General features: G+C 62.6%; 13 protein-coding genes. All 13 read right to left on the bottom strand.

The window, feature by feature from the left end:
• Positions 1 to 10: 10 nt before the first annotated feature.
• The 13 genes from IFU31_RS16450 to mtnA all read right to left on the bottom strand — a co-directional run bounded on the left by IFU31_RS16450 (position 11) and on the right by mtnA (position 15152).
• A complete protein-coding gene (locus IFU31_RS16450; RefSeq protein WP_192103770.1) occupies positions 11 to 868 on the bottom strand; it encodes a DUF2242 domain-containing protein in 858 nt (285 codons plus the stop codon).
• Positions 869 to 1000: 132 nt separating this feature from the next.
• The gene (locus IFU31_RS16455) at positions 1001 to 1336 is read right to left on the bottom strand and encodes a lipopolysaccharide assembly protein LapA domain-containing protein (RefSeq protein WP_192103772.1); all 336 of its coding nucleotides are present in this window, start codon (positions 1334 to 1336) and stop codon (positions 1001 to 1003) included.
• Positions 1337 to 1357: 21 nt separating this feature from the next.
• On the bottom strand, positions 1358 to 1651 hold the full coding sequence (gene ihfB, locus IFU31_RS16460) for an integration host factor subunit beta (protein ID WP_043187734.1): 294 nt from the start codon (positions 1649 to 1651) through the stop codon (positions 1358 to 1360).
• A 111-nt stretch (positions 1652 to 1762) separates the two neighbouring features.
• Positions 1763 to 2062: a hypothetical protein gene (locus IFU31_RS16465; RefSeq protein WP_192103774.1), complete on the bottom strand. Its 300-nt coding sequence runs from the start codon at positions 2060 to 2062 to the stop codon at positions 1763 to 1765.
• Positions 2063 to 2277: 215 nt separating this feature from the next.
• The gene (locus IFU31_RS16470) at positions 2278 to 2577 is read right to left on the bottom strand and encodes a hypothetical protein (protein ID WP_122479053.1); all 300 of its coding nucleotides are present in this window, start codon (positions 2575 to 2577) and stop codon (positions 2278 to 2280) included.
• 152 nt (positions 2578 to 2729) lie between these two features.
• Positions 2730 to 4418: a 30S ribosomal protein S1 gene (gene rpsA / locus IFU31_RS16475; RefSeq protein ID WP_122479054.1), complete on the bottom strand. Its 1689-nt coding sequence runs from the start codon at positions 4416 to 4418 to the stop codon at positions 2730 to 2732.
• Between the two features lie 121 nt (positions 4419 to 4539).
• A complete protein-coding gene (cmk, locus tag IFU31_RS16480) occupies positions 4540 to 5226 on the bottom strand; it encodes a (d)CMP kinase (RefSeq protein WP_122479056.1) in 687 nt (228 codons plus the stop codon).
• Positions 5223 to 7484, bottom strand: a complete 2262-nt coding sequence (locus IFU31_RS16485; protein ID WP_446731040.1) for a bifunctional prephenate dehydrogenase/3-phosphoshikimate 1-carboxyvinyltransferase — start codon at positions 7482 to 7484, stop codon at positions 5223 to 5225. Before IFU31_RS16485 ends, cmk begins: the two co-directional genes overlap by 4 nt.
• Positions 7477 to 8586, bottom strand: coding sequence for a histidinol-phosphate transaminase (gene hisC / locus IFU31_RS16490; protein ID WP_192103776.1), 1110 nt, complete (start codon positions 8584 to 8586; stop codon positions 7477 to 7479). Before hisC ends, IFU31_RS16485 begins: the two co-directional genes overlap by 8 nt.
• 17 nt (positions 8587 to 8603) lie before the next feature.
• A complete protein-coding gene (gene pheA / locus IFU31_RS16495; RefSeq protein WP_122479059.1) occupies positions 8604 to 9698 on the bottom strand; it encodes a prephenate dehydratase in 1095 nt (364 codons plus the stop codon).
• The gene (gene serC / locus IFU31_RS16500; RefSeq protein ID WP_192103778.1) at positions 9698 to 10783 is read right to left on the bottom strand and encodes a 3-phosphoserine/phosphohydroxythreonine transaminase; all 1086 of its coding nucleotides are present in this window, start codon (positions 10781 to 10783) and stop codon (positions 9698 to 9700) included. Before serC ends, pheA begins: the two co-directional genes overlap by 1 nt.
• A gap of 174 nt (positions 10784 to 10957) precedes the next feature.
• The gene (gene gyrA, locus IFU31_RS16505; RefSeq protein WP_192103781.1) at positions 10958 to 13762 is read right to left on the bottom strand and encodes a DNA gyrase subunit A; all 2805 of its coding nucleotides are present in this window, start codon (positions 13760 to 13762) and stop codon (positions 10958 to 10960) included.
• 313 nt (positions 13763 to 14075) lie between these two features.
• Positions 14076 to 15152 carry an S-methyl-5-thioribose-1-phosphate isomerase gene (gene mtnA / locus IFU31_RS16510; RefSeq protein ID WP_122479062.1) on the bottom strand — a complete coding sequence of 359 codons (1077 nt, stop codon included), beginning with the start codon at positions 15150 to 15152 and terminating at the stop codon, positions 14076 to 14078.
• Between the last annotated feature and the right edge of the window lie 40 nt (positions 15153 to 15192).

Consider the following 15192-nt stretch of genomic DNA (forward strand, 5'->3'; position numbering starts at 1 on the left):
CAGCGCTCGCTCAGGGCTGCGAAACGGGCGCCTCTACAGAGGGCGCCTGCGGTACGGCCTCAGGCGTCGCCTGGGTGGCCTCGGGAACCGGGATGACTTCGATGGGCGCCGGTTGTGCCGGGGGCGCGACAGGCTGCGAAGCCTCCTGTTCGGGCACCACCTCTGCCTGCTGCGCCTGAGCGGGCGGAGTCGGCGGAACCAGCGGCGCGGCTACTGGCACGACTGGCTTCACAGTCGCAGGCGTTGCAGATGCAGCGGGGGCCGCCGCTGCAGTGTCCGGCATGCCCAGCTCATCCTTGGCAGGCGGGGTCGATACGACCTTCTTCGCCGGCACGGGCATGAAGCTCTCCACCAGAGAGAAATAACGGTCGTAGAACTTGTCCGACGCCACCGTTTCACTGGCCACCTTGACCATGGAATCGTCGGTGGAACCGATCGGCATCGAGACCGAACCCAGCACCCCCACGCCTACGCTTGCCGAGTTGTTGACCTTCTTCAGCGCATAGCGATCCTGCAGCGCATTGGCGAACAGCGTGGAGCTGCGCTCGCTGTTGGCATCGGCGACGCAGACTACGTTGAAACTGATCTCGAGATGACTCTCGCCGGTCTGCTGGAAGCTCTTGTGTCCACTCACCTGACGCGGATCGTTGCTGGTGATGATGTAGCCCTGGCTCAGCAATGCCCGACGCGCGGCTTCACAGGAGGCGATATCGCTGACCGGGTAGTTTCGAGAAAACGTACCTGAGTCAGCAAAATTTTCATGTTCGTAGATGGCGGTCTTGGGGGAGGAACACCCTGCCATGCCGAGCCATGCAAGAACCAGCACGGCGCCTGGAAGGTGTCGCCCGTAACGGAATGGAAATGACATTATGGGTCCTGGAAAACGGTCTGCGGCTATTGTGCAACAGAACGCGCTGGCACGGCGCAGGAAATGCCGTTCGCTCAGGACACGCGGTAATACGCGATGTTTCCGCAGTGGATACGGAACCCTCAGGGCGTATTACTTGATCACCGCCTGCTGGGGTGCGGCGACAGTGGCTTTCGAATCGGTGGATGCAGCGGCCAGGGTTGCACGTTGCTCCGCCCGGGCCTTGGCGCGCAGCTGCTTGCGCCAACGGTGCTTGCTGCTCAGGGCGATATACCAGCCGAACAATGGGCCGATCAGCATGCCTGCCAGCACGCCTGCCAACACGAACACAGACACTGGCAACGACGGGGTGGACCAACCAAGAGCGCTCAACGCAACGGCCTGTTGGTTCTCCAGTACGAACACCAGCACGACAGCAGCGACTGCCAGGAAAATCAGCACCAGCAGCAACTTCTTGAGATTACGCAAAGCCTTCTCCTTCAACGTCGATCAAGCGAGCTCTTCGTCTTCGTTCACCCGATCACGCAATTCCTTGCCGGGCTTGAAATGCGGAACGAACTTGCCATCCAGGCTCACCGACTGCCCGGTCTTGGGATTGCGCCCGACCCGAGGGGCGCGATAGTGCAGGGAAAAGCTGCCGAAACCACGTATCTCGATCCTGTCACCTGTAGCCAGGCACTGCGACATTTGCTCGAGCATGGTCTTGATGGCCAATTCCACATCCTTGGATGAAAGTAGACCTTGATGGGTGACAATACGTTCGATCAATTCCGACTTCGTCATATTTTTCCCTTCTTTATCAAGCAGCTAGATCAGTGCTTAGAAGGTTTTAGCATGGCTTGACAGATTTGAACAGCCCGACTCTTGACTTCTTGAAAATGAGTTGTGCGTGCCCTATTTGAACGCAGTGCTCTTGCGGCATTTGACGATCATGCTGCGCGTGGAATAACCCGCGGGGTTGAGGCCGAAGACATAGTCGTCCGGTTCTTCCTTGACGTCGCTGGACTTGGCGAGGGTACGGTAACCGGCAGGGCCGCAGGCCGATTCGGCCTCTTTCTCGCACTGGCCCCAGGACGAGGTCAGCCCGGAACAGGTGATGTGCAATCCACGACTGCCGCGCTTGCCGTGGGACGTGGAGGTGGCGGCGCAGGCGGTCACCAGCAGCAATGCTGCGATGAGCAGGGTAAATTTCATGACTCGGGCCTTGTCTACTTCTGGGAGGGACACGGGTTCAAGGAGCAGGAATTCAATCGAAAACGATGACTGGCAATACACCACCTACCCTATCCAAGTAGATGGCCGATTGCTAATTTACTTCAGGCGGGTGTCAGAGACGTGACGGAAAAGTTTGTAACCATTCGTATGCCATTTGCCAGCCGCAGGTCAGCTGGAGCAACTTCAAGGGCTACTCAACCTTGACCATTGCAGCGCACGAACATGGTTCGGCTGGCCATGCCCGGATTCCAGCCGAGGAAGCCGTCTTCGGGCTCTTCCTTGATATCGGAAGTCTTCGCCAGGACTTTGTAGCCCATCGCGCGGCAGGCATGCTGCGCTTTGTCATAGCACTTGCCCCAGGACGAGCCCAGGCCACTGCAATTGATCTGCAATGCCTGCATGCCCCGATAATCTCGTTTGACCACCGACGTGGTGGAGCATGCGGATGTCAGACCCACTACGACGAACAGCACTGCGGTTACTACGGTTTTCATCCCTGGAGATCCTTGGGTATTCACTTATCCCTTTGAGCATCCGAGGTCGGGGTTAGTTCGGCGCCCGCCGCGTTCAACTCTCGACACGGCACGAATCGCAGGCACAAAAAAGGGCGACCGAAGTCGCCCTTTTTCTACAGGTCAAACAGAACTTAGTTCTGCTTTTCCATCTGAGCACGCAGCAGGTCGCCCAGAGTGGTCGGACCGGCAGCGATATCCGAAGTGGCTGGCTTCTCGCGCAGGCTCTGGATAGCTTCTTTCTCGTCTTCAACGTCTTTCGATTTGATCGACAGTTGGATGACGCGGGACTTGCGGTCGACGCTGATGATCTTGGCTTCGACTTCTTCGCCTTCCTTCAGAACGTTGCGCGCGTCTTCAACGCGGTCACGGCTGATTTCGGAAGCTTTCAAAGTGGCTTCGATGTCGTCGGCCAGGGTGATGACAGCGCCCTTGGCGTCAACTTCCTTGACGATACCGCGAACAATAGCGCCCTTGTCATTGGCAGACACGTAGTCGGAGAACGGATCTTCTTCCAGCTGCTTGATGCCCAGGGAGATGCGCTCGCGCTCTGGATCTACCGACAGGATGACGGTGTCGAGCTCGTCGCCCTTCTTGAAACGACGTACGGCTTCTTCGCCCACTTCGTTCCAGGAGATGTCGGACAGGTGAACCAGACCGTCGATGCCGCCGTCCAGACCAATGAAGATACCGAAATCGGTGATCGACTTGATGGTGCCGGAGATCTTGTCACCCTTGTTGAACTGGCCAGAGAAGTCTTCCCACGGGTTCGACTTGCACTGCTTGATGCCCAGGGAGATACGACGACGCTCTTCGTCGATGTCCAGAACCATGACTTCCACTTCGTCGCCGACTTGTACGACTTTCGAAGGGTGGATGTTCTTGTTGGTCCAGTCCATTTCGGAAACGTGTACCAGGCCTTCCACGCCTTCTTCCAGCTCTGCGAAGCAGCCGTAGTCGGTCAGGTTGGTGACGCGCGCCATGACGCGGGTGCTCTCTGGGTAACGTGCCTTGATGGCAACCCATGGATCTTCGCCCAGCTGCTTCAAGCCCAGGGAAACACGGTTGCGCTCGCGGTCGTACTTCAGGACCTTGACATCGATCTCGTCGCCAACGTTGACGATTTCCGATGGATGCTTGATGCGCTTCCAGGCCATGTCGGTGATGTGCAGCAGGCCATCGACGCCACCCAGATCGACGAATGCGCCGTAATCCGTGAGGTTCTTGACGATACCCTTGACTTGCTGACCTTCCTGCAGGGATTCCAGCAGAGCTTCGCGCTCGGCGGAGTTCTCGGCTTCCAGGACACTGCGACGGGAAACGACAACGTTGTTGCGCTTCTGGTCCAGCTTGATGACCTTGAATTCGAGCTCTTTACCTTCCAGGTGGGTGGTGTCGCGCACAGGGCGGACATCGACCAGGGAACCAGGCAGGAACGCACGGATGCCGTTAACGTCGACAGTGAAGCCGCCTTTAACCTTACCGTTGATAACGCCCTTGACCACTTCCTCGGCGGCGAAAGCTGCTTCCAGAACGATCCAGCACTCGGCACGCTTGGCTTTTTCGCGGGACAGCTTGGTTTCGCCAAAGCCGTCTTCTACCGCGTCCAGCGCAACGTGAACTTCGTCACCGACCTTGATGGTCAGTTCGCCAGCGTCGTTGTAGAACTGCTCGAGCGGGATGACACCCTCGGACTTCAGGCCGGCGTGGACAGTAACCCAGTCACCGTCGATATCGACAACGATACCGGTGATGATTGCGCCTGGCTGAAGATTGAGAGTTTTTAGGCTTTCTTCAAAGAGTTCTGCAAAGCTTTCGCTCATTTTAATTCCTGTAGATTTGGGCGAAACATACGCCCATCAGCCACGCTCCAGACAACGTGGGTTTCGTTCAAGTAAAAGAAAGCCACCGGGATGTTGACTGGGTTCCCGTATGGCTTCTTCGTCACCCGGCGATGTCGCGTAGTGCGATCTCGCTCATGATGCGTTCCAACACCTGCTCGATGGACAACTCCGTGGAATCCAGCTGTATGGCATCGGCCGCCGGCTTGAGCGGGGCCACTGCGCGCTGGGTGTCACGCTCATCGCGTGCACGTATCTCATCTAGCAGACTCGACAGACTAACATCGTTGCCCGCTGCCTTCAACTGCAAGTAACGCCTGCGGGCACGTTCCTCCGCGCTGGCGGTGAGGAACACCTTCAATGCCGCTTCGGGGAATACCACCGTGCCCATGTCGCGACCGTCGGCCACCAGGCCCGGTGACTCCTGGAATGCCCGCTGGCGCTGCAACAGCGCGTCGCGCACTGCTGGCAGGGCAGCGACCTGGGAGGCGCCGGCACCCACCTGCTCGTTGCGGATGTCGCGGGTGACGTCGTCGCCTTCCAGCACGATGCGCTGGGGCTGGCCGTCGGCGGCGGCGATGAACTGCACATCGAGATGGGCTGCCATCACCATCAGCGACGCTTCGTTGCTCAGATCGACGCCATGGTTGCGTGCCGCGTAGGCCAGCAAGCGATACAGCGCGCCTGAATCGAGCAGCTTCCAGCCCAGGCGCTTGGCGAGGATACCGGCGATGGTGCCCTTGCCCGAACCGCTTGGCCCGTCGATGGTGATGACCGGCGCCTGGTTCACGACGCGCCCTCTTCGGCCACGTTGATACCCACCTGGGCGCAGAGACCGAGGAAGTTGGGGAACGAAGTGGCGACGTTGGCGCAGTCGTGGATGCGGATCGGCGCACTGGCGCGCAGCGAGGCAATACTGAAGGCCATGGCGATGCGGTGGTCGCCGTGGCCGTGGACTTCGCCGCCGCCCATGGCCGGTAGTCCGTGACCGACGCCGTCGATGATGATGCCGTCTGCGGTCGGCTCGCATTTTACACCGAGCGCCAGCAGGCCGTCGGCCATGACCTGGATACGGTCGGATTCCTTGACTCGCAGCTCTTCGGCGCCGCGCAGCACGGTGCGCCCTTCGGCGCAGGCCGCGGCCACGAACAGCACCGGGAACTCGTCGATTGCCAGGGGGACCAGCGCCTCGGGGATCTCGATACCCTTGAGTCGAGCCGCCCGCACGTGCAGGTCGGCAACCGGCTCGCCACCCACTTCACGCTGGTTTTCCAGGGTGATGTCGGCACCCATCAGGCGCAGGATATCGATGACACCGGTGCGCGTCGGGTTGATACCCACGTGCTCCAGGGTCAGGTCCGAGCCTTCGGCGATCGAGGCGGCCACCAGGAAGAATGCGGAGGACGAGATATCGCCGGGCACTTCGATGTGGGTCGCCTTCAACGTGTGGCCGGACTCGACCGACGCCTGCGGGCCATTGACCTCGACCGGATAACCGAAGCCGCGCAGCATCCGCTCGGTGTGGTCGCGGGTCGGTGCCGGCTCGGTGGTGGTCGTCCTGCCTTCGGCCCACAATCCGGCCAGCAGCAGGCAGGATTTGACCTGCGCGGAGGCCATCGGCAGCGTGTAGTCGAGCGCCTTGAGCCGCTGCCCGCCGCGAATGACCATCGGCGGACGACCCTCGGCCGCCGTCTCGATGACCGCGCCCATTTCCCGCAGCGGGTTGGCCACGCGGTTCATCGGGCGCTTGGACAGCGAGGCATCGCCGGTCAACGTGGTGTCGAAGCTCTGCGCCGCAAGAATGCCGGCGAGCAGGCGCATCGAGGTCCCGGAGTTGCCCAGGTAGATCGGCCCGGGCGGCGCCTGCAGGCCATGCAGACCGACACCATGGATGGTCACCCGGCCCTGGTTGGGACCTTCGATGACCACGCCCATGTCGCGGAAGGCCTGCAGGGTCGCCAAGGCGTCCTCGCCTTCGAGGAAGCCTTCGACTTCGGTAGTGCCCTCGGCCAGGGAGCCGAGCATGATCGAGCGGTGCGAAATGGATTTGTCACCCGGTACGCGAATGCGGCCCTTGAGGCTGCCACCGGGTTTGCCCAGGAAGATCAGGTCGTCGTTGGAGTTCATAGCGTCCACATAGGCCCGACGGGCCAGGATTTTACTGAAATGCTCGCGGGCCACCTTGGCGCGTGTGAACACGCCCAGCAGGTGATGCCCATCCCCTGCATCGACCGCGTCGCGCAGGGCGTCGAGATCGCTGCGAAATGTATCGAGTGTGCGCAGTACAGCCTCGCGGTTGGCGAGGAAGATGTCGTGCCACATGACCGGGTCACTGCCGGCGATCCTCGTGAAATCACGGAAACCGCCCGCAGCGTAGCGGAAGATTTCCAGGTTTTCACTGCGCTTGGCCAGCGAATCGACCAGGCCGAACGCCAGCAGGTGCGGCAGGTGACTGGTGGCGGCAAGCACCTCGTCGTGACGCTCGACCTGCATGTGCTCGACGTCCGCACCCAGGGCGCGCCACAGGCCATCGACGCATTGCAACGCATCGGGCGCAGTTTCGGCCAACGGCGTGAGGATCACCTTGTGCCGCTTGAACAGCTCGGCATTGGCCGCCTCTACCCCGCTCTGCTCTGAACCGGCGATCGGATGGCCCGGAACGAAGCGTGACAGGTCCCCGCCAAAAGCGTCGCGAAAGGCCCGTACCACATTGCCCTTGGCGCTGCCGACATCGGTGATCACGGCTCGGCCCAGGTCAAGCCGGGCCAGGGCCGCCAGCAATTTTTCCATGCCCAGGATCGGCACCGCCAACTGGATCACATCGGCGCCGACACAGGCACGGGCCAGCTCGCTTTCGCAGCGGTCGACCACGCCCAACTCGACGGCCCGCAGGCAGGCGCGCGAATCGAGATCGACCCCCACCACTTCGTCAGCCAAGCCACTTTGCTTGATGCCCTTGGCGAACGAGCCGCCGATCAGTCCCAGCCCCACAACCACCAGGCGGCCTATTCTGGCAGCGCCCGGTTGCAATTGCGTGAACTCAGACACGGGCCAGCACCAGGCGCAACGCCTCCAGGAAACGGCTGTTTTCCGTGGCCAGACCGATGGTCACGCGCAAGTGGTTGGGCATGCCGTAGCCGGCCACCGGGCGCACGATCACCCCTTCGCGCAGCAGGCCCTGATAGACCGGCCCGGCAACGCGACCCACGTCCACGGCAATGAAATTGCCCTTGGAAGGAATCCAGTCCAGGCCCAGCTCGGCGAACCCCGCCTCCAGCTGCTGCATGCCGGCACTGTTGAGTTCGCGGCTGCGCTGCAGGTAGTCGGTGTCCATCAGCGCCGCGCAGGCGGCAGCCAATGCCAGGCTGTTCACGTTGAACGGCTGGCGGACACGGTTGAGCACATCGGCAATGACCGGCGAAGACAGGCCATAGCCTACCCGCAGCCCGGCCAGGCCATAGGCCTTGGAAAAGGTGCGCGAGACCAGCAGATTCGGGTAGCGCGCCAGGTAGTCGAGGCCGTCGGGAAGCTCGCCACCGACGGCGTACTCGATATAGGCCTCGTCGAGCACCACGACCACGCTGGGCGGGACCGCGGCGAGGAAGTCTTCCAGCGCCTGCGGGCCGAACCAGGTGCCGGTCGGGTTGTTCGGGTTGGCCAGGAACACCACGCGGGTCTTGTCGTCGATCGCTGCCAGCATCGCCGGCAGGTCATGGCCGAACTGCCTGGCCGGGATGACCCGCGCACCGGCATTCACGGCCTGCACGACCAATGGATAGACGGCAAAGGCGTGCTCGCTGAACACCGCGTTCAAGCCCGGTGCCAGGTAGGCTCGGGCGACCAGTTCGAGAATGTCGTTGGAGCCGTTGCCCAGGGTCACCTGGTCCAGCTGTACGCGGCACTGCTGCGCCAGCAGGGTCTTGAGGTCGAAGCCGTTGCCGTCGGGGTAGCGTGTGAGCTCGGCCAGTTCGCGTTCGATCGCGGCACGGGTCTTGGGGCTTGCACCCAACGGGTTCTCGTTGCTGGCCAACTTGATGATGTTGGCCGGATCCAGGTTCAGCTCTCTGGCCAGCTCATCCACCGGCTTGCCGGGAACGTAGGGGGACAGTTGTTGAACGCCGGTCTGGGCCAGGGCAAGGAAATCGGTCATGCGTACTAACCCTTCTGTTAAAGAACCGCTTTGGGGTATGAGCCCAGCACCTTGAGTGCCACGGCTTCCTGACTGATCTGCTCCAGCACGCCCTTGATCAACGGGTCGCGGTGATGGCCGATGAAGTCGATGAAGAACACGTAGGTCCATTTGCCGCTGCGCGATGGCCGCGTCTCGATTCGGGTAAGGTCGATGCCGTTGTCGTGAAACGGCACCAGCAGCTCGTGCAGCGCACCCGGCCGGTTGCTCATGGACACGATGATCGAGGTCTTGTCGTCGCCGGTGGGCGGCACTTCCTGGCTGCCGATGATGAGGAACCGTGTGGCGTTGTCCGGACGGTCTTCGATCTTCTCGGCCAGGCGCTCCAGGCCATACAGGCCGGCAGCCATGTCGCCGGCGATGGCCGCCGAGTTCCATTCGCCCTTGACCCGCTTGGCCGCCTCGGCATTGCTGGCGACCGCGATGCGCTCGACGTTCGGGTAGTGCGCGTCCAGCCACTTGCGGCATTGCGCCAGCGACTGTGCGTGGGAATAGATGCGACTGATGCTGTCGGTCTTGGTGTTGTCGCCGATCAGCAGGTGGTGGTGGATGCGCAGTTCGACTTCGCCGCAGATCACCATGTCGTGTTCGAGGAAGCTGTCGAGGGTGTGGTTCACCGCGCCTTCGGTGGAGTTTTCCACCGGCACCACGCCGAAGTTGACCGCACCTGCAACCACCTCGCGGAACACTTCGTCGATCGCCGCCATGGGCTTGCTGATCACAGCGTGGCCGAAGTGCTTCATGGCAGCTGCCTGGGTGAAGGTGCCCTCGGGGCCCAGGTAGGCGACCTTGAGCGGGTTCTCCAGCGCCAGGCAGGATGACATGACCTCGCGGAACAGGCGCGCCATCTCCTCGTTGCTCAGCGGCCCCTTGTTGCGCTCCATGACCCGCTTGAGCACTTGCGCCTCGCGCTCGGGCCGATAGAACACCGGCACCTCGCCTTCGGCCAGCGCGGCCATCTTCACCCGCGCGACTTCTTCGGCACAGCGGGCGCGATCACTGATCAGCTCGAGAATCTTTTCGTCGAGGCTGTCGATGCGTACCCGCAAGGCTTTGAGTTCATGTTCGGACATCAGCCGTTTTCCTTTTCGAACTCCGCCATGTAGCCGACCAGCGCTTCGATGGCGTCAAGGCCCAGGGCGTTGTAGATGGAGGCGCGCATGCCACCGACCGAACGGTGACCCTTGAGGTTGAGCAGACCGCGCGCATCGGCGCCGGCCAGGAATGCCTTGTCCAGACGCTCGTCGGCCAGACGGAACGGCACGTTCATCCAGGACCGGGCGTTGACCGAGATCGGGTTGCTGTAGAAATCGCTGGCATCGATGAAGCCGTACAGGCGGTCTTTCTTGGCACAGTTGCGGGCTTCCATGGCCGCGACGCCGCCCTGCTCCTTGAGCCACTCGAACACCAGGCCCGAGAGGTACCAGGAGTAGGTCGCAGGCGTGTTGTACATCGAGCCGTTGTCGGCAGCGATCCGGTAATCGAGCATGGTCGGACAGGCGCTGCGCGCCTTGCCCAGCAGGTCTTCGCGCACGATCACCACGACCAGGCCGCTGGGGCCGATGTTCTTCTGCGCGCCGGCATAGATCAAGCCGAACTGGGACACGTCAATGGGACGCGAGAGAATGTCCGAGGACATGTCGACGACCAGTGGCGTATCACCGGTCTGCGGCACCCAGTCGAACTGCAGGCCACCGATGGTTTCATTGGAAGCGTAATGGACGTAGGCCGCGCCGGGCGTCAGTTTCCACTCGTTCTGGCCGGGGATGGCCAGGTAGTCGTAGGGCTTGGCGCTGGCAGCGACATTGATGTTGCCGTAGCGACGCGCTTCCTCGATGGCCTTCTTCGACCAGATACCGGTTTCGACGTAGTCCGCCGTGCCGCTTTCGGGAAGCAGGTTCAGAGGGATTTCGGCGAACTGCTGGCTGGCGCCACCCTGCAGGAACAGGACCTTGTAGTTGGACGGGACGCCAAGCAGGTCGCGCAGGTCTTGTTCGGCCTTTTCGGCGATGGCGGTGTAGTCCTCGCTGCGATGGCTCATCTCCATCACCGAAAGGCCCTTGCCACGCCAGTTCAGCATTTCCGCCTGGGCGCGCTGCAGCACAGCTTCGGGAAGCGCAGCGGGGCCTGCGCAGAAGTTAAAGGCTCGATTGCTCACATCCACTCTCGCTCTGCTTGAATTCGGGCCTGGCCCGGGTGTGTCCGCCGGAAGATCGGCGGTGCTGCCTTCGCGGCGGCTGACCGCTCCCACGAGGCTCCCGATGCAACGGAGAACTTGTGGGAGCGGGCTCTGCCCGCGAAGGGCGCACCGCCCAATCCCCTGCCCTACAGCTTACTCATCGGGCGCTTCGTCGGCGGCATCGGGCTCGACATCACCCTGGGCCACTTCGGAATCGACCGCATCGCCGCCTTCGGCGCTTTCAACGCCTTCGACACCCTCTTCCAGCTCGTCATCCTCGACTTCCGATGGCTCTTGGACTCGCTCCAGGCCCACCAGCTTCTCGTCGGTGACCAGCTTGATCAGGGTCACGCCCTGGGTGTTGCGGCCAAGGCTGGAGACTTCGCCAACACGGGTGCGCACCAGCGTGCCCTGGTCGGAGATGAGCATGATCTCTTCACCTTCCTGGGACTGGATCGCGCCGACCAGCTTGCCGTTGCGCTCCTTGGTGACCATGGCGATCACGCCCTGGCCGCCACGGCCGCGACGGGGGAACTTGCTCAACGGCGTGCGCTTGCCGAAGCCGCGTTCGGAGGCGGTGAGAATCTGCGCGCCGGATTCGGGGATCAGCATGGAAATCAGCTGCTGGCCCTTGCCCAGGCGCATGCCGCGGATACCGCGGGCACCACGGCCCATCTGCCGCACCACGCCTTCGGCGAAGCGGATCACCTTGCCGGCGTCGGAGAACAGCATGACTTCCTTGGCGCCGTCGGTGATGGCTGCGGCGATCAGAGTGTCGCCTTCCTTGAGTTTCAAGGCGATCAAGCCGCTGGAGCGCGGACGGGCGAACTGCGCCAACGGCGTCTTCTTGACCGTACCGAAGGCGGTCGCCATGAAGATATAGGCACCGGTAGGCTCGGCCACCAGTTCGGGGGTGTCGCCCTCGTCGCCTTCAACGGCTTCGACGACTTCTTCGGCCTCGACGATTTCGCCTTCGATAACGGTATCGTCGGCGTCGTCGAGGTCTTCGTCGGCGCCAGCGGTGGCCTGCAGGGCCTCGAGGTCGATCTGCAGCATGGTGGTGATGTACTCGCCATCATCCAGCGGCAGCAGGTTGACCAGCGGACGGCCGCGCGCAGCACGGGACGCCTCGGGAATTTCATAGGTCTTGAGCCAGTACACCTTGCCCTTGCTGGAAAACAGCAGCAGCGTGGCATGGCTGTTGGCGACCAGCAGGTGCGAGATGTAGTCCTCGTCCTTGACGCCGGTGGCCGACTTGCCCTTGCCGCCCCGGCGCTGGGCCTGGTAGGACGACAGCGGCTGGGTCTTGGCGTAACCACTGTGGGAAATGGTCACCACGCGCTCTTCTTCCGGGATCATGTCGCCCAGCGTCAGATCGAGGCGCGAATCGAGGATCTCGGTCCGGCGCACATCGCCATATTCGGAGCGAATCAGTTCCAGTTCCTCGCGGATCACTTCCATCAGGCGCTCGGCGCTGTTGAGGATGCGGATCAGCTCGGCGATCTGGTTGAGGATCTCCTGGTACTCGGCCAGCAGCTTTTCGTGCTCCAGACCGGTCAGGCGATGCAGGCGCAGCTCGAGGATGGCCTGGGCCTGTTCCGGAGACAGGAAATACTTGCCGTCGCGCAGGCCGTACTGTGGATCGAGGTTTTCCGGACGCGAGGACTCGGCACCGGCACGCTCGACCATGGCCACCACGGCGCTGGACTCCCACGGCGTGCTGATCAGCGCTTCCTTGGCCTCGGACGGCGTTGGCGAGGCCTTGATCAGGGCGATGACCGGATCGATGTTGGACAGCGCAACCGCCTGGCCTTCGAGAATGTGGCCGCGCTCGCGCGCCTTGCGCAGTTCGAACACGGTGCGCCGGGTGACGACTTCACGGCGGTGGCGAACGAAGGCCTCGAGCAGGTCCTTGAGGTTGAGAATGCGCGGACGGTTGTCGATCAGGGCAACGATGTTGATCCCGAACACGGCCTGCAGCTGGGTCTGGGCGTAGAGGTTGTTGAGGATCACCTCCGGCACTTCACCGCGGCGCAGCTCGATGACGATGCGCATGCCGTCCTTGTCGGACTCGTCGCGCAACTCGGAGATGCCTTCGAGCTTCTTCTCTTTCACCAGCTCGGCGATCTTTTCGATCAGGCGGGCCTTGTTCAACTGGTACGGCAGCTCGGTGACGACGATCTGCTGACGACCGCCGACCTTGTCGATGTCCTCGACATGGGAGCGCGCGCGCATGTAGATCCGGCCACGACCGGTACGGTACGCCTCGATGATGCCCTGGCGACCGTTGATGATGGCGGCAGTCGGGAAGTCCGGCCCGGGAATGAACTGCATCAGTTCATCGATGGTGACGTCCGGGTTGTCGATGACCGCCAGGCAGCCGTCGAGCACCTCGCCCAGGTTGTGCGGCGGGATGTTGGTCGCCATGCCCACGGCGATACCGCTGGACCCGTTGACCAGCAGGTTGGGGATGCGCGTCGGCATGACCGCAGGGATCAACTCGGTGCCGTCGTAGTTGGGCACCCAGTCGACGGTTTCCTTGTGCAGGTCGGCCAGCAGCTCGTGGGCCAGCTTGGTCATGCGCACTTCGGTGTAGCGCATGGCGGCGGCGTTGTCGCCGTCCACGGAACCGAAGTTGCCCTGGCCATCGACCAGCAGGTAGCGCAGCGAGAACGGCTGGGCCATGCGCACGATGGTGTCGTAGACCGCGGTATCACCGTGCGGGTGATACTTACCGATCACGTCACCGACCACACGGGCCGATTTCTTGTAGGGTTTGTTCCAATCGTTGCCCAGCTCACTCATCGCAAACAGAACGCGGCGATGCACGGGCTTCAAGCCATCACGTGCATCAGGCAGTGCACGACCGACGATCACGCTCATGGCGTAGTCGAGGTAGGACTGTCTCAGCTCGTCTTCGATATTGACCGGGAGGATTTCTTTGGCCAGTTCGCCCATGAGAAGCCTGATTCCTTTTTCTGGTGAAACTCCGTTGCCTCCCTGTGAGAAGAACGAAGCTTGCCACCGCTGGCCGATGCCAACGGCGACTTACGACAAATCAACGAGTTACGCCTTGGACCTGCGGCGTTGGGGGGACACTGCGATGCACCCCCGAAAACCGCCGGATGGTAGCACAATCGCCGTCAGACACCTATCCCCTTAAACCCTGACAGGACCCTTGATCGGGTGAGATCAAGCCTCTCACACGGCGCTGCGGCGCTGCTAGGCCAGCACCGCATCGAAAAAAGGCCGATTTGTCGGTGCGGCGAACTCAATGCAGGCGCCGGCGACACATCAGCTGCGCCAGCTTGGCCGTATCAGGCCGCTCGACGATGCCCTTTTCAGTGACGATCACGTCGATCAGGTCGGCCGGCGTCACGTCGTGGACCGGATTGAACGCTTCGACATCCGCGCCGATGCGTGTCCCGGACACTTCCAGAAGTTCTCGGCCATCGCGTTCGAGCAGGGGAATGTCATCGCCGCTCTCCAGCGCCATGTCGATCGCCGCACTGGTGGCTACCACCATGAAACGAACACCGTGGTGCATCGCGCAGACCGCCAGCTGGTAGGTGCCGATCCGGGCCGCGATATCGCCGTTGGCGGCGATCCGCTCGGCACCGACGATTACCCAGGTGATGCCCTTGCTTTTCATCAGGTGCGCAGCTGCCGAGTCGGCGGCCACGGTCACCGGGACACCCTCGCTGGACAGCTCCCAGGCGGTCAGCCGCGAGCCTTGCAGGCCCGGCCGGGTTTCGTCGACATAGACACGTTCGAGCATGCCGTCGTGGAACGCGGCGCGCACCACCCCCAGCGCCGTGCCGAACCCGCCGCTGGCCAGGGCACCGGGATTGGCGTGGGTCAGCACGGTCTGCAGATTGCCCTGGTGCCTACGGATCAATTCCACGCCCAACTGAGCCATGGTCAGGTTGGCTTCGCGGTCGCTTTCGTGAATGGCCAGGGCTTCGGCCTCGAGCGCGGGCAGCGGGTCCTCGCCGGCGCGCACCCGGCCCAGGCGCTCGCGCATGCGCTCCAGCGCCCAGAACAGGTCGGCGGTGGCCGGGCGGATCGCCGCCAGCAGGCGCAGGTCCTCGTCCAGCGCGGTGCGCCAGTCAGGCCCGGCCGCACGGTGCAGGCGTGCCGCCAGCACTACCGCATAGGCAACGCTGATGGCAACGGCCGAGGCACCGGCCACGACCCCGATGCGGACCGCGTCGGCCACGCCGGGTGCATCGATACAGGGGCGCCAGACCTGCTGCGCAGGCAGCGCGCGCTGGTCGAGCAGGTGCAACGCGTCACCTCGCCAATCAACGGCTTTGACCCGTTCCGCCGCCAACAATCGATCACGCATGCCCCACTCCGTACTCAGACACCAAAAGCGCTCGATTATA

It is taken from the genome of Pseudomonas sp. CFBP 13602, from assembly GCF_014842725.1.
Lineage (GTDB): Bacteria > Pseudomonadota > Gammaproteobacteria > Pseudomonadales > Pseudomonadaceae > Aquipseudomonas > Aquipseudomonas baltica.